At 75.8% G+C, this 24,015-nt stretch carries 23 protein-coding genes and 2 pseudogenes; 17 read left to right on the top strand and 8 right to left on the bottom strand.

Features of this window, described 5'->3' with window-relative positions:
- The 4 genes and pseudogenes from BLT39_RS03460 to BLT39_RS03445 all read left to right on the top strand — a co-directional run bounded on the left by BLT39_RS03460 (window position 1) and on the right by BLT39_RS03445 (window position 4,428).
- Window positions 1-1,500, top strand: a complete 1,500-nt coding sequence (locus tag BLT39_RS03460; protein WP_091058550.1) for a class I adenylate-forming enzyme family protein — start codon at window positions 1-3, stop codon at window positions 1,498-1,500.
- Entirely contained in the window at window positions 1,497-2,237 is a 741-nt protein-coding gene (locus tag BLT39_RS03455) for an IclR family transcriptional regulator (RefSeq protein WP_207507546.1), read from the top strand. Before BLT39_RS03460 ends, BLT39_RS03455 begins: the two co-directional genes overlap by 4 nt.
- A 51-nt stretch (window positions 2,238-2,288) precedes the next feature.
- Window positions 2,289-3,221: pseudogene (locus BLT39_RS03450) on the top strand (PDR/VanB family oxidoreductase); the annotation flags it as partial.
- A 10-nt stretch (window positions 3,222-3,231) separates the two neighbouring features.
- Window positions 3,232-4,428, top strand: coding sequence for a cytochrome P450 (locus BLT39_RS03445; RefSeq protein ID WP_207507544.1), 1,197 nt, complete (start codon window positions 3,232-3,234; stop codon window positions 4,426-4,428).
- A gap of 75 nt (window positions 4,429-4,503) precedes the next feature.
- Here the strand turns inward: BLT39_RS03445 and BLT39_RS03440 are convergent, their stop codons facing one another.
- Complete coding sequence (locus tag BLT39_RS03440; protein ID WP_091058543.1) at window positions 4,504-5,601, bottom strand: type IV toxin-antitoxin system AbiEi family antitoxin domain-containing protein; 1,098 nt, start codon at window positions 5,599-5,601, stop codon at window positions 4,504-4,506.
- Between the two features lie 275 nt (window positions 5,602-5,876).
- On the opposite strand from BLT39_RS03440, the gene BLT39_RS03435 reads away from it, so the two are divergent.
- The 4 genes and pseudogenes from BLT39_RS03435 to BLT39_RS03420 all read left to right on the top strand — a co-directional run bounded on the left by BLT39_RS03435 (window position 5,877) and on the right by BLT39_RS03420 (window position 8,897).
- A complete protein-coding gene (locus BLT39_RS03435; RefSeq protein WP_091058540.1) occupies window positions 5,877-6,953 on the top strand; it encodes an aromatic ring-hydroxylating oxygenase subunit alpha in 1,077 nt (358 codons plus the stop codon).
- The gene (locus BLT39_RS03430; protein WP_091058535.1) at window positions 6,950-7,240 is read left to right on the top strand and encodes a hypothetical protein; all 291 of its coding nucleotides are present in this window, start codon (window positions 6,950-6,952) and stop codon (window positions 7,238-7,240) included. The genes BLT39_RS03435 and BLT39_RS03430 overlap by 4 nt, the downstream gene beginning before the upstream one ends.
- Window positions 7,234-8,163, top strand: a pseudogene (locus BLT39_RS03425) (PDR/VanB family oxidoreductase); the annotation flags it as partial. The gene BLT39_RS03430 and the pseudogene BLT39_RS03425, both read left to right, overlap by 7 nt.
- Window positions 8,164-8,165: 2 nt before the next feature.
- A complete protein-coding gene (locus BLT39_RS03420) occupies window positions 8,166-8,897 on the top strand; it encodes an IclR family transcriptional regulator (RefSeq protein ID WP_091058529.1) in 732 nt (243 codons plus the stop codon).
- Here the strand turns inward: BLT39_RS03420 and BLT39_RS03415 are convergent.
- Entirely contained in the window at window positions 8,875-10,440 is a 1,566-nt protein-coding gene (locus BLT39_RS03415; RefSeq protein ID WP_242658123.1) for a GGDEF domain-containing protein, read from the bottom strand. The genes BLT39_RS03420 and BLT39_RS03415 overlap by 23 nt on opposite strands.
- A gap of 174 nt (window positions 10,441-10,614) precedes the next feature.
- On the opposite strand from BLT39_RS03415, the gene BLT39_RS03410 reads away from it, so the two are divergent.
- Window positions 10,615-11,763 carry a hypothetical protein gene (locus BLT39_RS03410; RefSeq protein WP_091058522.1) on the top strand — a complete coding sequence of 383 codons (1,149 nt, stop codon included), beginning with the start codon at window positions 10,615-10,617 and terminating at the stop codon, window positions 11,761-11,763.
- Here the strand turns inward: BLT39_RS03410 and BLT39_RS03405 are convergent.
- Both BLT39_RS03405 and BLT39_RS03400 read right to left on the bottom strand, forming a co-directional pair.
- On the bottom strand, window positions 11,735-12,034 hold the full coding sequence (locus BLT39_RS03405; protein WP_091058519.1) for an NIPSNAP family protein: 300 nt from the start codon (window positions 12,032-12,034) through the stop codon (window positions 11,735-11,737). The two genes, BLT39_RS03410 and BLT39_RS03405, sit on opposite strands and share 29 nt — an antisense overlap.
- Before the next feature lie 44 nt (window positions 12,035-12,078).
- The gene (locus BLT39_RS03400; RefSeq protein WP_165640122.1) at window positions 12,079-12,432 is read right to left on the bottom strand and encodes a VOC family protein; all 354 of its coding nucleotides are present in this window, start codon (window positions 12,430-12,432) and stop codon (window positions 12,079-12,081) included.
- Between the two features lie 75 nt (window positions 12,433-12,507).
- Between BLT39_RS03400 and BLT39_RS03395 the strand changes: the two genes are divergently transcribed.
- Together BLT39_RS03395 and BLT39_RS03390 are read left to right on the top strand one after the other, a co-directional pair.
- The gene (locus BLT39_RS03395) at window positions 12,508-13,794 is read left to right on the top strand and encodes an O-acetylhomoserine aminocarboxypropyltransferase/cysteine synthase family protein (RefSeq protein WP_091058516.1); all 1,287 of its coding nucleotides are present in this window, start codon (window positions 12,508-12,510) and stop codon (window positions 13,792-13,794) included.
- The gene (locus BLT39_RS03390) at window positions 13,791-14,273 is read left to right on the top strand and encodes a CoA-binding protein (protein ID WP_091058514.1); all 483 of its coding nucleotides are present in this window, start codon (window positions 13,791-13,793) and stop codon (window positions 14,271-14,273) included. The genes BLT39_RS03395 and BLT39_RS03390 overlap by 4 nt, the downstream gene beginning before the upstream one ends.
- 86 nt (window positions 14,274-14,359) lie before the next feature.
- Here BLT39_RS03390 and BLT39_RS03385 read toward each other — a convergent pair whose 3' ends face one another.
- Window positions 14,360-15,460, bottom strand: a complete 1,101-nt coding sequence (locus BLT39_RS03385; RefSeq protein ID WP_091058510.1) for a type IV toxin-antitoxin system AbiEi family antitoxin domain-containing protein — start codon at window positions 15,458-15,460, stop codon at window positions 14,360-14,362.
- 196 nt (window positions 15,461-15,656) lie between these two features.
- On the opposite strand from BLT39_RS03385, the gene BLT39_RS03380 reads away from it, so the two are divergent.
- Complete coding sequence (locus tag BLT39_RS03380) at window positions 15,657-16,124, top strand: NUDIX domain-containing protein (protein WP_207507542.1); 468 nt, start codon at window positions 15,657-15,659, stop codon at window positions 16,122-16,124.
- A 906-nt stretch (window positions 16,125-17,030) separates the two neighbouring features.
- Window positions 17,031-17,720 (top strand): Pr6Pr family membrane protein, encoded by a 690-nt coding sequence (locus tag BLT39_RS03375; protein ID WP_091058502.1) that lies wholly within the window; start codon window positions 17,031-17,033, stop codon window positions 17,718-17,720.
- On the opposite strand, the gene BLT39_RS03370 is transcribed toward BLT39_RS03375, so the two are convergent.
- On the bottom strand, window positions 17,704-18,480 hold the full coding sequence (locus BLT39_RS03370; protein ID WP_242658122.1) for an endonuclease/exonuclease/phosphatase family protein: 777 nt from the start codon (window positions 18,478-18,480) through the stop codon (window positions 17,704-17,706). The genes BLT39_RS03375 and BLT39_RS03370 overlap by 17 nt on opposite strands.
- A gap of 78 nt (window positions 18,481-18,558) precedes the next feature.
- On the opposite strand from BLT39_RS03370, the gene BLT39_RS03365 reads away from it, so the two are divergent.
- The 3 genes from BLT39_RS03365 (at window position 18,559) to BLT39_RS03355 (ending at window position 22,011) form a co-directional block, all read left to right on the top strand.
- Window positions 18,559-20,385, top strand: a complete 1,827-nt coding sequence (locus tag BLT39_RS03365; RefSeq protein WP_091058497.1) for a thiamine pyrophosphate-requiring protein — start codon at window positions 18,559-18,561, stop codon at window positions 20,383-20,385.
- A 10-nt stretch (window positions 20,386-20,395) separates the two neighbouring features.
- Window positions 20,396-21,286, top strand: coding sequence for a 1,4-dihydroxy-2-naphthoyl-CoA synthase (locus BLT39_RS03360; RefSeq protein ID WP_091058493.1), 891 nt, complete (start codon window positions 20,396-20,398; stop codon window positions 21,284-21,286).
- 116 nt (window positions 21,287-21,402) lie between these two features.
- Window positions 21,403-22,011, top strand: a complete 609-nt coding sequence (locus tag BLT39_RS03355; RefSeq protein ID WP_242658121.1) for a TetR-like C-terminal domain-containing protein — start codon at window positions 21,403-21,405, stop codon at window positions 22,009-22,011.
- Here the strand turns inward: BLT39_RS03355 and BLT39_RS22675 are convergent.
- Window positions 21,995-22,768, bottom strand: coding sequence for a TetR family transcriptional regulator (locus BLT39_RS22675; RefSeq protein WP_207507540.1), 774 nt, complete (start codon window positions 22,766-22,768; stop codon window positions 21,995-21,997). The genes BLT39_RS03355 and BLT39_RS22675 overlap by 17 nt on opposite strands.
- 41 nt (window positions 22,769-22,809) lie before the next feature.
- Complete coding sequence (locus BLT39_RS03345) at window positions 22,810-23,259, bottom strand: DUF5946 family protein (RefSeq protein WP_091058485.1); 450 nt, start codon at window positions 23,257-23,259, stop codon at window positions 22,810-22,812.
- A gap of 81 nt (window positions 23,260-23,340) precedes the next feature.
- Between BLT39_RS03345 and BLT39_RS03340 the strand changes: the two genes are divergently transcribed.
- Complete coding sequence (locus BLT39_RS03340; protein ID WP_091059409.1) at window positions 23,341-24,012, top strand: HAD family hydrolase; 672 nt, start codon at window positions 23,341-23,343, stop codon at window positions 24,010-24,012.
- Window positions 24,013-24,015 lie beyond the last annotated feature (3 nt).

Raw genomic sequence — 24,015 nt, 5'->3', positions numbered from 1 at the left:
GTGCCCGCACTCGTGACCAGCGAGCTGCGGGCGCCGGCGACCGGCCCGGCGGACGGCGTCCTCGGTGACGTCCTCCGCCGGGCCGTCGAGCGGGGGCCGGACGACGTGCTGCTGTCCACCCCCGCGACCGGCGAGCGCTGGACGGCGGCCCAGCTGCTCGCCGACGCGGAGTCGCTGGCCGCGGGCCTGCTCGCCGCGGTCGGCCCCGGGGCGCGGGTGGCCACCTGCCTGGCCAACGGCCCCGCGCCCGTGCTGGTGCAGCTCGGCGTGGCGCTGGCCGGCCAGACCCTGGTGCCGGTCAACCCGCGGTCCCGCCCGGCCGAGGTCGAGCACGCGCTCACCCTGTCCGGGGCGACGCTGGCCGTCGCGGACCCGGGGACGGCGATGACCGGGCTGCCCGTGGTCACCGACTGGCGCTCGCTGCTGGCCGACCCCGTCGAGCTGCCGGTCGTCGACCCCGGCTCGCTGGCCCAGGTGCAGTTCACCTCCGGCACCACCGGCCGGGCCAAGGGTGTGCGCATCACCCACGCCGGGATGGTCGCCACCGGGGCCGCGTTCGCCGACCGGCTCGGGCCCTCGGCCGGGCGGGTGTGGTGCAACCCGATGCCGCTGTTCCACACCGCCGGCAACGTGCTCGGCGTGGTGGGCGCGCTGGAGGCCCGGGCCGACCACGTGGTGCTGCCCTTCACCCCGGCCGCGGTCCTCGACGTCCTCACCGCGCACCGGGTCACGATGCTGTCGGCCGCACCCACGCTGCTGGACCTCATGGTCGCCGAGGGCGTGCCCGACCTGCCCGACCTCGCCGTGCTGTTCACCGGCGGGATGACCGTGACGCCCGCGTTCGTCGACCGGGTCGAGGCCGCGTTCGGCGCGCGGCTGGCCACCACGTTCGGCATGACCGAGACCTGCGGGTGCGCGCTGATGAGCGGCCCCGACGACCCCGACGAGGTCCGCCGCGGCACGGTCGGCGGCCCGGTGGCCGGCACCGAGGTCCGGATCGCGGCACCCGACGGCGCCCCGGTGCCGGTCGGCGAGGCCGGCGAGCTGTGGGTGCGCGGGGCCCGGATCACCGACGGCTACCTCGACGACCCGGTGGCCACCGCCGCCGCGATCGACGCCGAGGGCTGGCTGCACACCGGCGACCTGGCCGTCACCTCCCCGGCCGGCGCCTGCCAGGTGATCGGCCGGCTCAAGGACATGGTCAAGACCGGCGGCGAGAACGTGTCGCCGGTGGAGGTCGAGGAGACCCTGGTCGAGCACCCCGGGGTGGCCCGCGCCGCGGTGGTGGGCCGGCCCGACGAGCGCTGGGGCGAGCTGGTCGTCGCCTTCGTCGTCCCGGCCGGTGCCGACGTCGACCCCCGTGAGCTGGAGGCCTGGTGCCGGGAGCGGCTCTCGCCGTTCAAGGTCCCGCGCCGGTGGCACCTGGTGGACGATCTGCCCATGACGCCGTCGGGGAAGGTGCAGCGGGCCCTGCTGCGCACCGCCGCCGCGGAGCGGTGACCCGGGCCCGGTCGACCGTCGCCCGGGCGGTGTCCGTGGTCGACGCGTTCCGGCCGGGGGAGACCGTGCTCGGGGTCTCCGAGATCGCCCGGCGGTCGGGCCTGCACGTGGCGACGGTGTCCCGGCTGGTCGCCGAGCTGGTCGAGCTCGGCCTGCTGCGCCGGGAGAGCGACCGCCGGGTGGGCCTGGGCCTGCGGCTGTGGGAGCTGGGCGCCCGGGCCTCGCCGGCGCTGTCGCTGCGCGAGGTGGCCATGCCGCTGATGGAGGACCTGCACGCGGTGGTCGGCCAGCACACCCAGCTCGGCGTGCTCGACGGCGACGAGGTGCTGTTCCTGGAGCGGCTGTCGGCACCCGGCGCAGTCGTCAACTACACCCGGATCGCCGGCCGGCTGCCGCTGCACGCGTCGTCCTCGGGCCTGGTGCTGCTCGCGCACGCCTCCCGGGACCTGCAGGGGCGCACGCTGGCCGGGCCGCTGCGCACCTTCACCCCGGCCACCATCGCCGACGGCGCCCGGCTGCGGTCGGCGCTGGACCAGGTGCGCCGCGAGGGCGTGGCGTTCTGCCCGGGCCACATCCACCCCGACGCGTGCGGGATCGCCGTCCCGGTGCGGGACCCGGCCGGTGCCGTGGTGGCCGCGCTGGCGGTGATCGTGCCCAACGACGCCGACGCCCGCGCCCAGGTGCCGGCCCTGCGGGCCGCCGCGCGGGGGATCGGGCGCCAGCTCCCTTCTCGCTGAGCGAGAACGGCATGGCCCGGGTCACTCCCCGGCCGCCACGATCCCGGCATGACCACCGCCACCCGCTCGACGGTCCGCGTCGCCGCCAAGGAGCGGCTCGCCGACGGCGTCGTCGCGCTGACCCTGGTCGACCCGGACGGCGCCCGGCTGCCCGACTGGACGCCGGGCTCGCACGTGGACCTGGTGCTGCCCACCGGCGACACCCGGCAGTACTCGCTGTGCGGCGACCGCTGGGACCCCTTCGCCTACCGGGTCGCCGTGCTGCGCGAGCCCGCCGGCCGGGGCGGGTCGGCGTGGGTGCACGACGAGCTGGCGGTCGGCGACCTGGTCGGCCTGGGCGGGCCGCGCAACCAGTTCCGCCTGGTGCCCGCACCCCGGTACCTCTTCCTCGCCGGCGGCATCGGCATCACCCCGCTGCTGCCGATGGTCGACGCGGCCCGCCGCCTCGGCGCGGACTGGCGGCTGGTGTACGGCGGCCGGTCCCGCGCCTCGATGGCGTTCCTCGACGAGCTGGACGACCCGAGGGTCACCGTCTGGCCGCAGGACGAGCGCGGCCTGCTGCCGCTGGCCGACCTGCTCACCGGCCTGGACGACGGCACCCGGGTGTACTGCTGCGGCCCCGCCCCGCTGCTGGACGCGGTGGAGGCCACCTGCCCGCCGGGGCTGCTGCGCACCGAGCGGTTCACCCCCCGCGCGCAGGGCGCCCCGGTGCGCGACGAGCCGTTCACCGTGGTGCTGGACCGCACCGGCGCCGAGGTCGTCGTGGCCCCCGAGGTCAGCGTGCTGGAGGCGGTGCGCGCCGCCGGGGCCGACGTCCTGTCCTCGTGCCGGCAGGGCACCTGCGGCACCTGCGAGACCACCGTGCTGGCCGGCGACCCCGACCACCGGGACTCCGTCCTCGACGAGGCCGAACGCGCCGCCGGGGACTGCCTGCTCGTCTGCGTGTCCCGCTCCCGCGGCGACCGCCTGGTGCTGGACCTGTGAGGGGAACGCCGTGACCGCCGTGCTGCCCACCCTGGACCTCGACCCGTTCGACCCCGAGGTGCTGCGCGACCCGCTGCCCGCCCAGGCCGCGCTGCGCGACGCGGGCCCGCTGGTGCGGCTGCCGCGGTACGGCACCTGGGCCATCGCCCGCTACGCCGAGGTGCACGCCGCGCTCAGCGACTGGCAGTCCTTCGAGTCCTCGGCCGGGGTGGGGCTGACCAACTTCCGCACGGAGACGCCCTGGCGGCCGCCGTCGCTGCTGCTGGAGGCCGACCCGCCGCACCACGACGCCCCGCGCGCCGTGCTGGCGAAGGTGCTGGGCCCCCGGGCGCTGCGCACGCTGCGGGGCGACTGGCTGGCCGACGCGCAGGCGCTGGTCTCCGACGTCCTCGGGCAGGGCACGGTCGAGCTGGACGCCGTCCCCGCGCTGGCCGCGGCCTTCCCGCTGCGGGTGTTCCCCGACGCCGTGGGCCTGGCGCGCGAGGGCCGGGAGCACCTGCTGCCCTACGGCGACCACGCGTTCAACGCCTTCGGGCCCACCGACAACCCGCTGGTGCTGGCCGGCAACGCCGCGATGCCCGAGCACGCCGGCTGGGTCGCGCAGCAGTGTGAGCGGGAGAACCTGGCGCCCGTGGGCTTCGGCGCCGACATCTGGGCCGCCGCCGACCGCGGCGAGCTCACCCCCGCCCAGGCCCCGCTGGTGGTGCGCTCGCTGCTCACCGCCGGGGTGGACACCACCGTGCACGGCATCGGCGCGGTGCTGCACGCCCTCGCGGTCACCCCCGGCGCCTGGCAGCTGCTGCGCGAGCGGCCCGAGCTGGTGCGGGTCGCCTTCGACGAGGCGGTGCGCTGGGAGTCCCCGGTCCAGGCGTTCTTCCGGACCACCGTGCGGGACGTGCCCGTGGGCGACGCCGTCGTGCCGGCGGGGGAGAAGGTGCTGGTCTTCTTCGCCGCGGCCAACCGCGACCCGAGGCGGTGGGCCGACCCGGACGCCTTCGACCTCACCCGCGACCCGTCGGGCCACGTCGGGTTCGGCATGGGCATCCACCAGTGCGTGGGCCAGCACGTCGCCCGGCTGGAGGCGGAGTCCCTGCTCACCGCGCTGCTGGCCCGGGTCACGTCGCTGGAGCTCGCCGGGGAGCCGGTGCGGCACCTGAACAACACCCTGCGCTCGTGGGAGTCCCTGCCGCTGCGCCTGACCTGCTGAGGCGCCGCACCTCGGCCCGTGCCGCAGCGTGGGTCAACCCGTCCGGGCGCCCGCTGGTCCGTGCCGTGACGTGGGTCAACGGGCGCCGCGGTGGGTCGAGCCGGCCCGGGGTGAGCCGCCCACCCGGTCGTCGGCACGGAACAGCCAGCCGTCGTCCACCGTGACCGGGACCCGGACCCGCCCGCTCGAGCGCGGCACCGCTCGGAAGGTGCGCACGGCCGGACCGGGCACTGCCTGCACCGCCCGGATCCGCGTGGTGTGGTCCCGCCACGGGCGCGGAGCGAAGTCGGGCAGGGCCAGCCGGACGAACCGGACGCCGGCCGCCCGCAGCCGGTCCTCGGCCCGCTTCTCCCGCCACACCTCCTGCTCGGCGGTGCGGCCGAAGGCGCCGTCCCTGTACTTCAGCCGCCCGTCGGCCATCACGGCGAGCGCGGCCTGGTCGTCCCACCCGTCGACGACGACGTACTCGCCGTCCTGCCACAGCTCGACCTGGGGGACGAACGGCCGGAGACCGGCGGCATCCCATTCCAGCCGGGTCCTGGTCTCCAGCCACGACTCCGCCCGGCCGTCGGCGAGGGCGACCGCCCGCACCGCCCGCGGGATCCCCGGCACGTTCACCTGCGCGGCCAGCACCGCGGCCAGCTCGGCCGGCGTGACCAGCCCGCGGAGCAGGGCGGCGTCGATGGCCGCGACCCCGTCGACCTCCTGGCGCGTGCGGGCCAGGTCCACCACGGTGCGGGCGGGGGAGGTGAGCGGGTAGGCGCCACGCCGGACGACGTCCCCCGGCGGGAGCGCCGCCCGGGTCATCCGCCAGCCGCGACCGGAGCGGTAGCGGTGGGGGTCGACCAGCTGCACCGTCGCGGTCGCCCCGACCGGCTGGGGTAGACCCCACACCCACGCGGCCGACTCGCCGGCCAGCACCGCGGTGGGTCGGTCGAGGGAGGCGAGGACGGCGAGCGCGTCGAGCCCGTGGCGGCGGTCGGTGCTCTCCACCTCGGCGAGGTCGATGACCGAGACGAAGACCCCGGTGCGCAGCCGGACCCACGCGCGGGATCGGACGGCGGTGCGCACCTCCTTCGCGGTCACCCCGGTGGCGTGCAGGTCCGCCGTGGTGATGACGCCCAGGCGCGACCGGGCTCCGCCGTCGACGGCGGTGGGAATGAGCGTGCTCATGCGGGGGAGGGTGGCCCGGACGACGGAGAAGCGGGCCGGCGCCGGGAGATCTGTGGACGGCCGCTTCGGCTGTGGATGACCGGTCGTGCTGCGGGTCCACCCGGCCCGGCGTCCCTCCGCCCAGGTCACGGCACGACGCAACGGGCGGCGCGCCGGGTTGACCCACCCCGCGGCGACGCGCCGCTGACCTTCCGCATCGTGGAAGCGGTGTTCCACCACCTGGTGACCCGGCTCACCATGGTCCACGTCACCGCCGACGCCCCGGGAGGGACCGCATGACCTCGATCGTCCGCAACCAGTGGTACGTCGCCGCCTACGGGCGCGAGATCGGCCGGGACGTCTTCGGCCGGACCATCTGCGGGGAGTCGATCCTGTTCTGGCGGCGCGAGGACGGCACCGTCACCGCGATGAGCGACCGCTGCGTGCACCGCCGGTTCCCGCTCTCGGAGAAGCCCTCCCACCTGGTCGGCGACACCGTGGTCTGCGGCTACCACGGCTTCACCTACGACGCGGACGGGAAGTGCGTCGCCGTCCCCGGCCAGACCCGGGTGCCCCGCACCGCGCGGCTGAAGAGCTACCCGGTGGTCGAGCAGGACAGCTTCGTCTGGGTGTTCATCGGCGACGACGACCGCAGCGACTCGGTGACCATCCCGCGCGCGCCGTGGCTGGACGCCGAGGGCTACACGACGGTGAGCGGCATGGAGCCGCTGGCCGCCCGGGCGAGCCTGCTGGTGGACAACCTCATGGACCTGAGCCACGAGACCTACCTGCACGGCGGCTACATCGGGACCCCCGAGGTCGCGAACACCCCCATCACCACCGAGGTCGACGAGGCCGCGCAGGTCGTCTACGTCTCCCGGCACATGGACGACGCCGACTGCCCGCCCTTCTACGCGAAGTCCACCGGCATCGACGGCCGCATCGTGCGCTGGCAGGACATCGAGTTCCACCCGCCGTGCCTGTACCTGCTGCACAGCCGGGTGGCCCCGGTGGGCGTGCTGCCGGACGAGGACGGCAGCGACCCCGGCGGCTTCCACGTCGAGGTCGTCTACGCCATCACCCCGGAGACCGAGCACTCCACGCACGACTTCTGGGCCGTGGCCCGGGACTTCGCGCTGGAGGACGAGGGCGTCAGCGACTTCCTGCGGGAGAGCAACCGCACCGTCGTGCTGCAGGACGTCGTCGCCCTCGACGCGCTGGAGCGGGTGCTGGCCGGCGAGCCCGACGGCTACCAGGAGCTGTCGATCAACATCGACACCGGCGGCCTCGCCGCCCGCCGGATCATCGCCGCGCAGGCCGCCGCGGGCGCCGAGCAGGTCCCCGACTCCCCGGCGACCCTGGCGTCCCAGTGAGCCCCCCGGTGCGGGAGACCGTCGTCCCGACCCGGGTGCTGGACGGCGACCGCGTCACCCGGGTGGCGTGGCTGCCCGGCAGCGACCGGCTGCTGGGGGAGTGCTCGTGCGGCGCCCGCGCCGAGGGGGGCGACCCGATCGGCATGTGGGAGTGGCTGCTGGCCCACCCCGACCACCCCGCCCGGGTGGCCGAGCCCGACTCCGGTGCCCCGGTCGACCACGTGCCCCCGCCGCACCGGGTGCTGCGCCCCGAGCAGGCGGCCGGTCCGCGGACCCCGCTGCGGTGAGCGAGCAGGACCTGCAGCTCGTCGTCGCCTCCCGCACCGACGGGGCCGAGGGCGTCGTCGTCCTGGAGCTGACCGACCCCGCCGGCGCCGACCTGCCCGCGTGGACCCCGGGCGCGCACGTCGACCTGGTGCTCACCGACGACCTGGTCCGGCAGTACTCGCTGTGCGGGGACCCGGGCGACCGGTCGCGGTACCGCATCGGCGTACTGCGCGAGCCGGCCGGCCGCGGCGGGTCGGCGCACGTGCACGACCGGCTGCACGAGGGCGACGAGGTGCGGGTGCGGGGCCCCCGCAACCACTTCGAGCTGGTCGGGGCGCCGCGGTACGTGTTCGTCGCCGGCGGCATCGGCATCACCCCGATCCTGCCGATGGTGGCCGCGGTGCGGGCGGCCGGCGGGGTCGCCGAGGTGCACTACGGCGGGCGCAGCCGCCGGTCGATGGCGTTCCTGGAGGAGCTGGAGGGCCACACCCTGCACCCGCAGGACGAGGTCGGCCTCATCGACCTCGACGCGGTGCTCGGCGACCTGGCCCCCGGCACGCTGGTCTACTGCTGCGGCCCCGAGCCGCTGCTGGCCGCGGTCGAGGAGCGGGTCGCGCCCGAGGTGCTGCACCTGGAGCGGTTCACGCCCAAGGACGTCGGCGACCCGGTGCGCAGCGACTCGTTCGAGGTCGAGCTGTCGCTGTCGGGCACGACCCTGACCGTGCCGCCGGACCGCAGCATCATGGCGGTGCTGCGCGACCACGGCGTGGAGATGCTCAGCTCCTGCGAGGAGGGCACCTGCGGCACCTGCGAGACCGGGGTGCTCGAGGGCGAGGTCGACCACCGCGACTCGCTGCTCACCCCCGCCGAGCAGGCCGCCAACGACGTCATGTTCGTCTGCGTCTCCCGCGCGGCCTGCCCGAGGCTCGTGCTGGAGTTGTAGGCATGCGGACGGCGAACGGCAAGCTGCTCGCCGTCCTCAACGCGTTCACCCGGGAGCGGCCGCGGCTGACCCTGTCCGAGATCGCCCGCGCGGCCGGCGTCCCGCTGTCCACCGCGCACCGGCTGGTCGCCGAGCTCGCGTCGTGGGGCGGGCTGGAGCGCGACGGGGACGGCGGCTACCGCGTCGGCCTGCGGATCTGGGAGCTGGGCGCGCTGGCCCCGCGCGGGCCGGGCCTGCGGGAGGCGGCGCTGCCGTTCATGGAGGACCTGTACGAGGTCACCCACGAGAACGTGCAGCTGGCCGTGCGCGAGGGGCACGAGGTGCTGTTCGTGGAGCGGTTCGCCGCCCGCGGCGCGGTCACCGTGCTCACCCAGGTCGGCGGCCGGTTCGCCCTCCCCCCGACCGGGGTGGGCCTGGTCCTGCTCGCGCACGCCCCCGCGCAGGTGCAGGACGCCGTGCTGGCCGGCCCGCTGGAGCGGTACACCCCGCACACCGTCACCGACCCGGTGCGGCTGCGCCGGGTGCTGGCCGAGGTGCGCCGGACGGGGCACGCGGTCAGCGACCGGCAGGTCACCGACGACGCGGTGTCGGTGGCCGCGCCCGTGCGGCAGGGGGGCGCGGTGGTGGCGGCCCTGTCGATCGTGGTGCGCGGGGACTCGGCGGCCGTCGTCCGGCCCTACGCCAACGGCGTGATGGCCGCCGCGCGGGGGATCAGCCGGTCGCTCGGGGAGTGAGCGCGTCGCGCGGCCCGATCACCCGGTCGCGGCCGGTGCGCTTGGCGACGTAGAGGCGGGCGTCGGCGCGGCCGAGCAGCTCGGGGGTGTCCAGCGGCAGCGGGTCGGGGCTGACCGCGGCGCCGATGCTGACCGTGACCGGCAGCGCGCCGACCAGGTGGTCCCACTGCTTGTGCGCGATGCCGTGCCGCAGCTGCTCCAGCACCGCGGTCGCGCGGTCGATGTCGGTGCCGGGCATGACCAGCAGGAACTCCTCGCCGCCCATGCGGGCCGCGAAGGCCTCCTCGCCGACGGTGGAGGCCACCGCCTCCAGCACCCGGGCGACCTGGCGCAGCACCTCGTCGCCGACCTCGTGGGAGCAGGTGTCGTTGATCCGCTTGAAGTGGTCGAGGTCGACCAGCCCGACCGACACCGGGCGCCGGCCGGCGGCCGCGGCCAGCAGCCCGGGGAGCTGCTCGTCCAGGTGCCGGCGGTTGTACAGCCCGGTGAGCGCGTCGCGCAGGGACAGCTCCCGGTAGCGGCGGCTCTGCTGGCGGGCCTCGGTGGCCTCGTACATGGCCTGCAGCGTGCGGGCGCGCGCGTCGCGCTGCTCGGACTGCAGGGCCAGCGCCGCGTCGGCGTAGCGCACGTGCTCGGCGTAGGCGGCCTCGAAGTCGCCGGCGTCGGCGTGCAGCGCGGCTTCCTCGCGGCGGGCGCGGATGCGGATGGAGGTCAGCCCGTGCTCCTCGCAGCGGCGGATGCACTCCTGCAGCGAGGCGCGGGCCTCGTCCAGCCGGCCGCGGGCGCGCTGCACCTCGGCGTGGGTGAGCAGGAAGTCCGCGCCGGCGTCGCCGTCCCGCGAGCCGTCGAGCACGGCCGGGTCCAGGCCGGGGCGCAGTGCCTCCTCGGCGTCGTCGAGCCGGCCCAGCCCCATGAGCACCCGGCCGACGGTGTCGGTGGTGGCCAGGTCGGTGGTCAGGCCGTGCTCGGCGCTGAGGGCCTGCAGCCGGGCGACGGCGGCCTGCGCGGTCTCGTGCAGCCCGGCCAGCGAGGCGGTGTAGGCGCTGTTGTTGAGGATCTGGGAGAGCCGGCCGACGTCGCCGAGCTGCTCGGCGAGGACGAGGACCTCGGCGTAGCGGTCCTGCGCGCCGGCGTCGCCCTGCAGGCCCAGGCAGTCGGCCAGCCGCTTGCGGTGGTCGATCCGCAGCTCGACCGGCACGTCGGCGTCGAGCAGGTCGACCGAGTGCACGGCGTGCTCCAGCGCCTGGGACAGGTCGCCCAGCTCCTGGAAGACGGCGGCGAGCAGGTGGTGGGAGCGGGCGAGCAGGAACCGGGCCTGGTGCTCGGTGGCCCAGCGCTGCACGGCCTGGGCGGTCGACCCCGCGTCGGCCAGGTGGCCGCGGCGGCGGCGCACGTCGGCAGCGACCAGGTCGGCGCGCAGCGCGAGCTCGGTCAGGTCCAGCGTGCGGGCGGCGATCGCGGCGCCCTCGGCGGAGGCCGCGACGCCGTCCAGGTCGGTGTCGAAGCGCGACAGGGCCTCGAGCTCGTCCACGGCTGCCTGCACGGCGGCACGGGACGACCCGTTCGCTGGTCGCAGGGGCCCGGGGTCCACGTCGTCACCATCGTCGGGAGGGGGCCGGGCGTTGAGCCCGGGCCGTCGGCCACCACCCGGACGGGTGGGTGTCGATACCTTGCACCGTCCGGGGTTGATCCGGGAACCCGCCGGGCAGGTGCCGGTGTGATCTCCGCACTGCGCCGCCGCCTGGACCACCTGGTGCGGCGGCTGGACGCCGACCGCTACCTGTTCGTGGTGCTGCTGGGCTTCGGCGGCTCGGTGGTGCTCACCCGGCTCTACCTGGAGCTGACCGGCTACCCGACCGTCGGCGGGGACACCCTGCACATCGCGCACGCGGTGTGGGGCGGGCTGCTGCTGTTCGTCGGTGGCCTGCTCCCGCTCGCGCTGGCCCACCGCTCGGCGCTGCTCGTCGCGGCGTGGGCCACCGGCATCGGCGCCGGGCTGTTCGTCGACGAGGTCGGCAAGTTCATCACCGTCGACAACGACTACTTCTTCCCCGCCGCCGCGCCGGTCGCCTACGCCGTCTTCGTGCTCGCGCTGTGGCTGTACCTGCGGGTGCGTGGGCGCCGGGACCCCTCGCCGGCCTCGGAGATGCACGCGGCGCTGGAGCTGCTCGGCGACGTGGTGGACCGCGACCTGTCGCGGGCCGACCGGCACGAGCTGGACCGCCGGCTGGCCGCGGCCGCCCGCTCGGACCACGAACGCATCGCCCGGCTGGCCGGCGACCTGCTCGAGCTCACCCGCAGCGGCGCCCTGGACGGCGGGGTGACCGAGCCGGGCCGGGTGCGGCGGCTGGTCACCCGGGCCGACCGCTGGACCACCCGGCACCTGTCCGGCACCCGGCTGCGCCGGGTCACCGCGGGGGCGCTCGCCCTGCTCGGCGCCGCCGCGGTCGCCGACCTCGCCGTCGTGGTCCTCATCGGACTGGACCTGCTCGACGGCAGCACGACCGGCCTGGCCGACGCCGCGAACGACTACGCCCGGGTGGGCATCGAGGACGGCCTGGGGACGGCGCTGCTGCTGGCCCGGGTGGTGCTCGACGTGGGGGTCGGGGTGGTGCTGCTGGTCGCGGCGGCGCAGCTGGTGCGCGGCCGGGACCGCCGCGGCGTCGAGCTCGGCCAGGGTGCCCTGCTCGTGGCGCTCACCCTGGTCGACGTGCTGCTGTTCTACACCGACCAGTGGGTGGCGTCGGGGGCCGCGGTGACCGAGCTCGTCGCCCTCGGTCTGCTCTGGCGGTTCCGCCGCGACGTCCTGGGCGAGGCCCCGGACGGCGAGCGGGAGGTCAGCGCGCCGGGCGCACGAACGCGTTGAGCTGGCTGGTGATGACCCGGGGGAAGGTCTCGAACGCGGCGGCCCGCTCCGGGGAGGCGTTGTAGACCGCCTCGACCTCGCGGAAGCGGTCCTCGTCGCCGTCCAGGGCGACCGACCAGACGAAGGCGTCGTTGGCCTCGTCGACCCAGGCCTCGAGCACCCGGAACCCGTACTGCTCCCGGACGGGCACGATCGCGGGGAACCAGGCCACGAAGTCGGCCATCCGGCCCGGTTCGACGGCGTAGCGGCGCAGCTGCACGGTGGTGGTCACGCCGCCGAGTCTGCCGGGGCCCGGGCGGGCCCCGGCGGACCAGGTCAGGCGGGCGGTGCGTAGAACTGCAGGTCGTTGCCCTCGGAGTCCTTGAATGGGGCGATCCGGCCCCACGGGTGGTCGCTGATCCCGCCGGTGAACTCCACCCCGGCGCCGCGCAGCCGCTCGACCTCCCCGTCGATGCCGCCGTCGGGCTGGAAGGTGATGACGGCGCCGCCGTCGGCGTGCCGCGCCGTCCCCTCGCGGGCGTTGAGGCCGATCATCAGCCCGCCCGCGTCGAACTCGCTCCACTCGTCGGTGACCTTGCCCTCGCTGAGCCCGAGGGTGTCCCGGTAGAAGGCGCGGGCGCGCTCCATGTCGTCGACCGGCACCCACACGCTCGCCACTCCGCTGGCCATGACCTGCTCCTCTCGTCGCGTCCGGTGCACCTGCCCCGCCGGGTGGGGGTCGCAACCGTCGGGTTCACTGGGTGCATGGCCGACCGCAACTGGGGTTTCCGCACGCGTGCGCTGCACGCCGGCGGGCAGCCCGACCCGGTGACCGGTGCCCGCGCGGTGCCGATCTTCCAGACCACGAGCTACGTCTTCGAGAGCGCGGACGACGCCGCGGCCCTGTTCGCGCTGCAGAAGTACGGTAACGTCTACACCCGGATCGGCAACCCGACCGTGGCCGCCTTCGAGGAGCGGATGGCGTCGCTGGAGGGCGGGCTGGGCGCGGTCGCGACGTCGTCGGGCCAGTCGGCGGAGTTCCTGACCTTCGCCTCGCTGGCCGGGGCGGGTGACGAGATCGTCGCGTCGGCGAACCTGTACGGCGGCACCATCACCCAGCTCGACGTCACCCTGCGCCGCTTCGGGGTGTCCACCACCTTCGTGCGGGGGACCGACCCGGCCGACTACGCCGCGGCGATCACCGACCGCACCAAGCTGCTGTTCGCCGAGGTGGTGGCCAACCCCGGCAGCGAGGTCAGCGACATCCGCGGCCTGGCCGACGTGGCGCACGCCGCGGGCATCCCGCTGGTGGTCGACGCGACCACCGCCACGCCCTACCTGTGCCGGCCCATCGAGCACGGCGCGGACATCGTCATCCACTCGGCCACCAAGTTCATCGGCGGCCACGGGACGACGATCGGCGGCGTGGTGGTCGACGCCGGGACCTTCCCGTGGGCCAACGGCCGGTTCCCGCAGATGACCGAGCCGACGGCCTCCTACGGCGGGCTGTCCTGGTGGGGCAACTTCGCCGAGTACGGCTTCCTGACCAAGCTGCGCAGCGAGCAGCTGCGCGACATCGGGGCGTCGCTGTCCCCGCACAGCGCCTTCCTGCTGCTGCAGGGGGTGGAGACGCTGCCGCAGCGGATGCGCGAGCACGTGGCCAACGCCCGGCGGGTCGCCGAGTGGCTGGAGGCCGACGACCGGGTGGCCTGGGTGCGGTACTCCGGCCTGCCCTCGCACCCCTCCCACGCCCTGGCCGAGCGGTACCTGCCCGAGGGCCCGGGTGCGGTGTTCAGCTTCGGCGTGGTCGGCGGCCGCGAGGGCGGGCGCCGGTTCATCGAGGCCGTGCAGCTGTGCAGCCACCTGGCCAACATCGGCGACGCCCGCACCCTGGTCATCCACCCCGGGTCGACCACCCACGGGCAGCTGTCGGCCGAGCAGCTGGAGACCGGCGGGGTGTCGGCGGACCTGGTGCGCATCTCGGTCGGCCTGGAGGACGTCGAGGACATCCTCTGGGACCTCGACCAGGCGCTGACGGCGGCGACCAAGTGACCCGCCCCGGACCCACCGCGGGCCAGCGGCAGGAGATCCTCGACCGCACCCGCACCGTCGCGGTGGTGGGCGCCTCGGACAACCCGTCCCGGGCCTCCTACTTCGTCGCCACCTACCTGCTGGCCAGCACCGACTTCGAGGTCTGGTTCGTCAACCCGCGGGTCTCGGAGATCCTGGGCCGGCCGGTGTACCCCTCGCTGGCGGAGTGCCCCGGCGTCCCCGACCTGGTCGACGTCTTCCGCCGGCCGGCCGACCTGCCCGGGGTGCTGGACGAGACCATCGCGGTCGGGGCGCGCACCTTCTGGCTGCAGCTGGGGCTGTCCGACGACGCGCTGGCCGTGAAGGGCGAGGCGGCGGGCCTGGACGTCGTCATGGACCGCTGCCTGAAGATCGAGCACGCCCGCTTCCACGGCGGCCTGCACCTGGCCGGCTTCGACACCGGCGTCATCACCTCCCGCCGCCGCCCCCTGCGCCGCTAGCTCCGCCCGCGGCCGCGGCTCGAGGCGGGGTGGGAGGTCATCCCTGACGGTGGGAGGTCGGTGCACCGGCCTCCCACCGTGGGCGATCACCCCCCACCCCCCGGGCCGACGAGACCCGTGGGCCCGCCCGGACCACCGACGGCGTCGGAGGCCCGCCACAGCCACCCGTCGTCGGCACCCACCCCACCCCGGACCTTCCCGGCCCGTCGCGGCCGTTCGCCGAACGCCCGTGCGGAGGGACCCGGTCGGCCGAGCTCCCGCAGCACGCGGTCCCGCAGCGCCGACCACCCACGGGTGAGCATCTCGTAGGTGACCCGGATGAACCGGATGCCGAAGGACCGGAGCAGGTCCTCGACGCGCTTCTCCTCCCACACGTCGGTCGGGGTGGCCGCGAGGTACTTGGCGCGCCCGTCGAACTCGACCGCCAGCGCTGCCTCCGGGTACCAGCCATCGACGACCTTGAGCAGCTCGCCGTCCAGCAGGATCTCGACCTGGGGCAGGAAGGGTGGGAGCCCGCCGGCCGCGAACGCGAGACGGCCGCACGTCTCCAACCAGCTCTCCGCCCGCCCGTCGGCCAGCTCCAGGACTCGCCGGACGGCGGGCGTCCCGGCCACGGTCGCGTGCTGGTCGAGCACGGCCAGGAGGTCCTCGGTGGTGGTCAGGCCTCGCAGCAGCGCAGCGTCCACGGCGGCGACGGCGTCGACCTCACGCCATCGTCGTGCCAGGTCGACGACGGTCCGGGAAGCGGAGGTGAGCAGGTAGGCGCCGCGCGTGGTGACGTCCTCCGGTGGGACCGCGGCCCGGTGGAGGACCCAGTCCCGGCCACGCGCGCCCGGCCCCGACGGGTTGACCAGGTGCACCGGGTCGCCGCCGTCCCGTGCGCGCGGTGGCCGCGGCAGCGCCCACACCCAGGCGGCGGTGTCGGCGGCGAGGGGCATCGTCCCGGCGCCGACGGACTCGGACACCGCCAGCGCGTGCAGGCCCGGGATGCGCCGGGTGCGCTCCACCTCGGCCCAGTCGGCCGCGGAGACGTAGGAGCCCGGACGGACCCGGCGCAGTTCGCCCCGGCGGACGGCGGCCGCGATCTCGCGATCGGTCATGCCGCGGTCGAGGAGCCCCCGGCGGGTCAGCAGGCCGAGCCGCTGGCGGGCGACCTCGCGGGTCTCGAGGGGCAGGACGAGGGACATGCCGCCACGGTCGCCGACCGGACGCGCCAGCGGGGCCTGTCCGGGCGATCTGTGGACAGCGGGCGCGGCTGTGGAGGGCTGGCTGGCCAGCGGGGTGGGAGTTCGTCGCCGACGGTGGGAGGCCGTCTCGACCACCTCCCACCGTGCACGATCGCCTCCCACCCCCGCGGGACCCCGGGCGGGGGAGGATGGGGGCGTGCCGCACACCTCACCGACCGACGGGTGGACCACCTGCGCCCTGGGCCACCGGCACTGGGGGCTGGTCGGCGCCGCGGGACTGCTGGTGCACCGGCCCGGACCGGGGGGCACCGAGGCGCTGCTGCAGCACCGGGTGGAGTGGAGCCACCACGGCGGCACGTGGGGCACGCCGGGCGGCGCGCTGGACCTCGGCGAGACCCCCGCCGACGGCGCGCTGCGCGAGGCGCGGGAGGAGCTCGGCCTGCTGCCGGGCCAGCTCGCCCTGGGGGCGCAGTCGGTCGACGACCACGGCGGCTGGAGCTACACCACCGTGCTGGCGGTCCCGACCGGCGACCTGGACCCCTCGGGCCTGGTGCTCAACCGGGAGAGCACCGAGGTCGCCTGGCTGCCGCTGGCCGACCCGGGCGTGGTGCTCCACCCCGGGCTGGCCGCCAGCCTGCCCTCGCTGCGGGCGCTGATCGGCTGAGCGGTCTCCACCAGCCGCACCCGCGCGGGCACGAAGCCGGTGCGCCGCTGGTGGTAGCGGGTGCCGGCCGCGGTGAGCAGCATCGAGCCGGAGACCACCAGGGTCCGCACGTCCTCGGCGAGCAGGTGCTCGACCACGGCCAGGTGCAGCAGCGAGCGCAGCGCCGCGCCGGCCGGGTTGCCCGGGGCGGTCACCAGGGTGGCCAGACCGCCGACCTGCCCGTCGAGCACCAGCTCGGCCAGGCCCACCGCCTCGCCCTCGGCCGTGCGGGCCACCAGGATCCGCGTGCACACGCCGTCCAGGCCGAGCTCCAGCACCATCGCCGCCGGGTCCTGGTGGCGCAGCCGGGCCACGACGTCGACGGAGGCGCGGCGCTCGGCGTCCGTGGTGACCAGGGTGCAGGTCAGCCCGGCCTTCCTCGCCCGCGTCACGTTGGTGCGCAGCGCCTGGCGCGGCCGCCCGGACAGGTACTCCGCCGTGGTGGCGGGCAGCTGCAGCACCGCGACCGGGCCGCGGTCCCAGACGGCGACCCGGGCGTCACCGCCGAACCAGCGGCGCAGCTCGGTGCCGGTCGCGCCCCGGCCCAGCGGCAGGTCGACGACGGGCAGGCTGCGCAGCACCCGCAGCGTGGCGGCCAGGCCGGCCCGGGCCGCGGCGTCGCCCAGCGCGGTGCGCACCTTCGCGAGGGACCCGGGTGCACGGTGCACGGCCGAGGCCCACTGGGCGGCGGCTTCCACCGCGGCGTCCTCGGGCCAGTCGGAGGTCCTCCGCACGCCGTCCGCCTGCTGCGCCATGGTCAACCCCCTCCACGACCTGCCGGGCACCCGGCGGGCGGGCTGACCGTAGGGGCCCGACCTGGCAGTTCGCTGGCGACACGCGGGCGTTCCGTTCCGGCATGATCGCCGTGTGACCAACCGTGCCGCCCGGGTCCTCTGGGGTGTCCTCGCCGCCGTCGTCGTCCTCTCGGTGCTCACCGAGTTCGGCCGGTCGCTGAGCGGGGCGAACCTGCTGGTGCCGACCGAGGACCCGGGCACCGGCACCCGGGTCGTCCGGTTCTGGAGCTACTTCACGATCCAGAGCAACGTGCTCGTGCTGTTGTCGGTGCTGCCGCTGGTGCGCGACCCGCAGCACGACGGGCGGTGGTGGCGGCCGCTGCGGCTGACCGCGCTGCTGGGCATCACCGTCACCGGGCTGGTCTACGCGGTCGTGCTGGCGCCGCTGCAGCACCCCACGGGCCTGGGCGCGGTCACCAACGCGGGCCTGCACTACGTCGCCCCGCCGCTGGCCCTGCTCGGCTGGCTGGTGCTCGGCCCGCGCCCGCGGGCCACGTGGGCGACGGTCGGCTGGGCGATGGTCTGGCCGCTGGCCTGGATCGCCTACACCCTGGTCCACGGCGCGGTCAGCGGCTGGTACCCCTACCCGTTCCTGGACGTCGGCGAGCTGGGCTACGCGGTCGCGCTGCGCAACACCGGGCTCGTCGCCGTCCTGGCGCTGGTCCTGCTGTCGCTGTTCCGCCTGCTGGACCGGCGGCTGCCGGCCACCGACCCGCGGCCGGCGGTCACCGACCCGGGGGCACCGGTCACCGACCGACGGTGACCGCGACCAGCCGGTGGTCCCCGAACGGCAGCTGACGGACCTCCGGGTCGCTGCCCCGGGCGCCGTGCAGGGACAGCACGTGGTCGAACTGCACCTTGGGGTCCGGCGCCGGCCAGGTGCGCTCGGCGACCAGCCGCCGGCCGCCGGTGACCAGCGCCGACAGCGACCCGCCCAGGTTGAGGTCCCCGGCGACGACGACCGGCCCGGGCAGGTCGGCGACCCAGCGGTGCACCCGGCGCAGCTGCCGGGCCGCGCTGGGCGCGGAGAAGGACAGGTGGGTGCCGACGACGGTGAGCCCGTCGAGCTCGGCGGCGACGGCGGCCCGCGGCTCGTCGGGGAACCACCACAGCTTCCGGGCGCCGGTGCGCGGGTCGGGCGCGACCAGCGGCAGCTTGAGCGGACCCGGGTCCAGGTGCAGCACGTGCCAGCGGCGCACCGGCAGCCGCGAGACCAGCGCGATCCCGTAGTGCGGGCCGGTCAGCGCGCCCTGGTCGAGCACCGGGTGCAGCCGGGACCAGGACGCGAAGGGGTCCGGCGTGCCGGCCAGGGTGGGGGCGAACCGCCAGTCGGCCGCCCCCAGCGCCTCGGCGACCACCGCGGGCTGGTGCACCCCGTGCGAGCGCGGCTGGTCGACGTCGACCTCCTGCAGCGCGAGGACGTCGACGCCCAGCTCCGCGACGACGGAGGTGAGCGTCGCGGCCTCGACCGAGCGGCCGGACGCGTCCCGTCCCGAGGCCAGGTTGAGGGAGCCGACGCGCACCGGCACAGGGTGCAGGTTCCGCGCAGGTCCGGCACGCCGGTCGCGTCTGCGCGGCGGCGAGCGGGGTAGGGCCCGGGCATGACGACGGTCGGCGAGCACGTGGTGGCACGGCTGGGGGAGTGGGGCGTGCGGCGCTTCTACGGCTACCCCGGCGACGGGATCGGCGGGGTGATGAGCGCCCTCCGCAGGGCGGTGGACGCCGGCGACGCGGAGTTCGTGCAGGTCCGGCACGAGGAGACCGCGGCCTTCGCGGCCTGCGCCGACGTCAAGTACGGCGGCTCGCCGATCGGCTGCGCGGTGGTCACCAGCGGCCCGGGTGCGGTGCACGCGCTCAACGGCCTCTACGACGCCAAGCTCGACCACGTCCCGGTGGTGGCGCTGCTCGGGCACACCGCGCGCAACGCCCAGGGCAGCGGCTACTACCAGGAGGTCGACCTGCTCAACCTGGTCAAGGACGTCGCCGGGGCCTACGTCGCCCAGGTGAGCGAGCCCAGCCAGGTGCGGCACGTCGTCGACCGCGCGGCCCGGATCGCGCTGGCCCACCGCACGGTCACCGCCGTGGTGCTGCCCAGCGACGTGCTCGTCGAGGACGCCGTCCTGGAGCCGCCGGACGCCCACGGCTACGCCCACACCAGCGCCGTCCCCAGCACGACCGCGACCGTGCCGCCGGCGGCCGCGCTGCGCGAGGCGGCCGCCCTGCTCGACGGCTGCGAGAAGGTGGCGATCCTCGCCGGGGCCGGCTGCCTGGGTGCGACCAGCGAGCTGACCGCGGTGGCCGACCGGCTCGACGCCGGGGTGGCCAAGGCGCTGCTGGGCAAGGCCGTGCTGGACGACCGGCTGCCCTGGGTGACCGGCGCGATCGGCCTGCTGGGCACCCGGGCCAGCTGGGACCTCATGCGCGAGTGCGACGGCCTGCTGATCGTCGGGTCGACCATGCCGTACTCGGACTTCTACCCCGCCCCCGGGCAGGCGCGGGCGGTGCAGATCGACATCGACGGCGCCAACTGCGGGCTGCGCTACGACACCGAGGTCAACCTGGTCGGTGACGCCCAGGAGACGCTGGCCGCGCTGCTGCCCCTGCTGCGCACCGACCGCGACGGCAGCTGGCGCGAGCAGGTGGGGCAGTGGACGCACGCCTGGCGGGAGCAGTCCGCCGCCCGGGTCGCCGCGAAGACCCACGAGCTGAACCCGGAGTTCGTCGTCCGGGAGCTGTCGGACCGGTTGCCCGACGACGCGATGCTGGCCGTCGACTGCGGGACGGCGACCAGCCACTTCGCCCGGGACGTCGACCTGCGCCCCGGCATGCTGGCCAGCCTGAGCGGCACGCTGCTGTCGATGGGCGGGGCGCTGCCCTACGCCATCGCCGCGAAGAACGCCCACCCCGACCGGCCGGTGTTCGCCCTCGTCGGCGACGGCGCCATGCAGATGAACGGCGTCAACGAGCTCATCACGGTCAGCCGGTACTGGCGCACCTGGGCCGACCCGACCTTCGTCGTCCTGGTGCTGAACAACCGCGACCTGTCGTTCGTGACCTGGGAGATGCGGGCGATGGTCGGCGACGTCCCCTTCGCGGAGAGCCAGGACCTGCCCGACGTGCCCTACGCGGACTGGGCGCACCTGCTCGGCCTGGGCGGACGGCGGATCAGCGAGCCCGGCGAGGTGGCCGGGCTGTGGGAGGAGGCGCTGGCGGCCGACCGACCGTTCGTGGTGGACGCCGTGGTCGACGCGAACGTGCCGCTCATCCCGCCGCACCTGACCCTGGAGCAGGTGGTGAACACCGCGAAGTCCCAGCTGAAGGGCGACCCGAGCGCCCCGCTGGTCATCGCCGACGGGTTGCGCGAGGCGGTGGGGGCACCGGCGAAGGGCCTGTGGCACCGGGCCAAGGACGCGATCACCGGCGGGTAGCGTCCGGCCCGTGAGTGCACTGGACGGCGTCTCGGAGACCTTCGACCCCGCGGCGTGGGAGCAGGTGCCCGGCTTCGAGGGCCTGACCGACCTCACCTACCACCGGGCCGTCGACGCCGGCGTCGTGCGCGTCGCGTTCGACCGGCCCGAGGTGCGCAACGCCTTCCGGCCGCAGACGGTCGACCAGCTGCTGCAGGTCCTCGAGCACGCCCGGCTGGACACCTCGGTGGGCTGCGTGCTGCTCACCGGCAACGGCCCCAGCCCGCGGGACGGCGGCTGGGCGTTCTGCTCCGGCGGTGACCAGCGGGTGCGTGGCCGGTACGGCTACGAGGCCGGTGCCGGGGTGGCCGGGCGGCTGCACATCCTGGAGGTGCAGCGGCTGATCCGCTTCATGCCCAAGGTCGTGGTGTGCGTCGTCCCCGGGTGGGCGGCCGGCGGCGGGCACAGCCTGCACGTGGTGGCCGACCTGACGCTGGCCAGCGAGGAGCACGCCCGGTTCAAGCAGACCGACGCCGACGTGGGCAGCTTCGACGGGGGCTACGGCTCGGCCTACCTGGCCCGCCAGGTGGGGCAGAAGTTCGCCCGCGAGATCTTCTTCCTGGGCAGCGAGTACTCCGCGGCCGACGCGCACCGGATGGGCATGGTCAACGCCGTCGTCCCGCACGCGGAGCTGGAGACCCGGGCGCTGGAGTGGGCGCGCACGATCGTGACCAAGAGCCCCACCGCGCAGCGGATGCTGAAGTACTCCTTCAACCTGGTCGACGACGGCCTGGTCGGCCAGCAGCTGTTCGCCGGCGAGACCACCCGGCTGGCCTACATGGCCGAGGAGGCCGTCGAGGGCCGCGACTCCTTCCTGGAGAAGCGGCCCGCCGACTTCTCGCGTTTCCCCTGGCACGTCTGACCTGATCTTCCGGACGCTCACGGGCCGTAGTGGCTTACCGTGTTACGTGTGACGCGCAGACGCTGGACGGTGTCGGTCGTTGTGGTGACTCCACTCAGTCGTGCACGATGGACCCCGTGACGAGCACCGACCTGCCCGCCAGCGCCCCGCACCGATCCCCGGGCCGGCCGCTGAGCCCCGAGCTGTCCGAGCAGCTGGTGGCGGTCGCCGTCGACATCCTGGCCGACGAGGGCTGGGGCCGGCTCAACAGCGACCGGGTCGCCGCCCGCGCCCGGGCCGGCAAGGCCGGCATCTACCGGCGCTGGCCCACGATGTCGGCGCTGGTGCGGCACGCGGTCAGCGGCTTCGACCTGGTCGTCTGCCCCGAGGACACCGGCTCGCTGCGCGGGGACCTGGTGGCGCTGCTGCAGCCGTGGACCCAGGAGCTGTCCCGCGAGGAGCGCGCCGCTGCCGGTCTGGTCGGCGCGGCCCGGCACGACGACGAGCTGCGGGCCGGGCTGGACACCGCGGTGGTGCAGCCGCTCGGCGCCGTCCTGGACGAGCTGGCCCGGCGCGCCGGTGCCCGCGGCGAGCCGGTCGACCCCGAGCGGCTGGCCCTGCTGCGCACCCTGGTGCAGGCCCTGTGGTGGGAGCGCTACACCGCGTTCTCCACGCCGCTGCCCGAGGCCGAGGTGGCCGCGCTGGTCGACTCCGTCCTGCTGCCGGCGGTCACGGCTCCCGTCTGACCGTCCCCGGGTCGGTCCGGCGGGCCACCCGCAGGTCGGCGGGCAGACCGCGCTCGAGCTCGGCCACCCGCCGGAACGCCGCCGGGGTGTCGGGCCGGTCGGTCAGCTGGGCGAACCCGGTGCCCACCGCGTCCAGGGCCGGTCGGCTGCGCCGCCGGGCCTCCTCGGCCACCGCGCGGGTGCCGCGCAACCCCTGGTCGGCCTCGCGGATGACCGCCACCTGCTCGGCCAGGGCGACCCGACCGCTGGTCAGCAGCAGGGCGCTGGTCAGCGCGGCCACCAGCCGCAGGTCGGCCAGGTCCCCGAGCTGGGCCACCCAGGTCTCCCGCAGCGCCCGGGCCAGCCGGTCCTCGCCGTCGCGCAGCAGTTCGCGCTGGTGCACGCGGAGGGCCGGGGTGGCGATGGTGGCGGCGGCGAACGCACCGCCGTCGGGACGGCGCAGCAGCCCGGGGACGGCGAGCACGTGCCGGCTGATCCACGCGTGCGCGGTGGCCACCGCCCCGGTGCCGGGGGCGCGGTGCGCCACGGCCCGGGCGGGGCCGGCCACCCACGGCGCGCGGCCGGCGAAGTAGAGGTCCTCCTTGGTCGGGTAGTGGTTGAAGACGGTCTGCACGGCCACGTCGGCGGCATCGGCCACGTCGGCCACGGTCACCGCGTCGAAGCCCCGCTCGGCGAACAGCCGCTGGGCCACGACCCGCAGCTCGTCGTGCGTGCGCGCCTTCTTCCGTGCCCGGCGGTCGACGGGTGCGTCCCCCATGGCTTGTGATCCTAAAGTGGGAGCGGTCACACGGTGCGGCGTCAGGCCCGGTCGCCGGCCCAGTCCGCCGACACCGCCTGCGCCCAGGAGCGGAGCAGCACCGGCAGGTCGACCACGTCCAGGTCGGCGGCGATGTCGGCCACCGTGGAGCGCCACTGCGTGGGCGGGGCGTCGAGCACGGGGCGGCGGGCGCCCTCCCCGAGCTGGGCCCGCAGCCGCGCGAGGGCGTCCGGCCCGCCGCCGTGCTGGGCGTCGTAGGCAGCCGTCGCGAGCTCGACCAGCCCGGCGGCGCGCACGTCGCTGGGCGCCTCGTCGCGCAGTCCCCGGACCGTGACGTCGAACAGCCGGGTGCAGCTGGGGGAGGCACCCCCGTGCCGGACCTCCAGGCCGGGGACGGCGGCCAGCACGGCGCCGCACCCGGGGCACCGCGACACCACGGTGGGCGGCTGCGGGAGGGTGGAGGACCCGTCGGTGGGGCTGGCGGGGGTCACCTCGGTCATCCTTCCGCACGGACCGGTGCCGCGCTGGAGGCAGGGGGTTACGCCACCGGGGTGTCCGGGCACCGGGTGCGGATGGCTCCGCGCATCGCCGTCCTCGACGTCGACGGCACCCTCGTCGACTCCAACTACCACCACGCCCTGGCCTGGTACCGGGCTTTCCGGTCGCTCGGGGAGACCGTGCCGGTGTGGCGGCTGCACCGGCTGATCGGCATGGGCGGGGACCAGCTGGTCGCCGCGGTGGGGGGCGACGAGCTGGAGGAGCGGCTCGGCGACGCCGCCCGCGACCGGTGGGAGCAGGAGGTGCAGCCCCTGCTCGGCGAGCTGTCCCCGCTGCCCGGCGCCCGGGACCTGCTCGTCGCCGTCCGGGAGGCCGGGCACCGCCTGGTGCTGGCCAGCTCGGGCAAGTCCGACCAGGTCGACCACTACCTGGACCTCCTGGACGCCCGGAACCTGGCCGAGGCCTGGACCACCAGCGACGACGTCGAGGCCTCCAAGCCCGCGCCGGACCTGCTGCGGACCGCGCTGACCAAGCTCGGCGAGCCCGAGGACGCACCGGCCGTCGTCGTCGGCGACTCGGTCTACGACGTGGAGGCGGCGAAGCGGGCGGGGATGCCCGCCTACGTCGTCCGGTCCGGCGGGTTCGGGGACGACGAGCTGCGCGCGGCGGGCGCCGTGGAGCTCTACGACACCCCCGCCGACCTCACCGCCGCCCTCGACTCCACCCCGCTGGGCCGCCAGCGTTGATCA

It is taken from the genome of Klenkia brasiliensis (assembly GCF_900100695.1).
GTDB lineage: Bacteria > Actinomycetota > Actinomycetes > Mycobacteriales > Geodermatophilaceae > Klenkia > Klenkia brasiliensis.
Note: the sequence above shows the minus strand (reverse complement) of the source record. Positions and strands in the feature narration are given on the sequence as shown.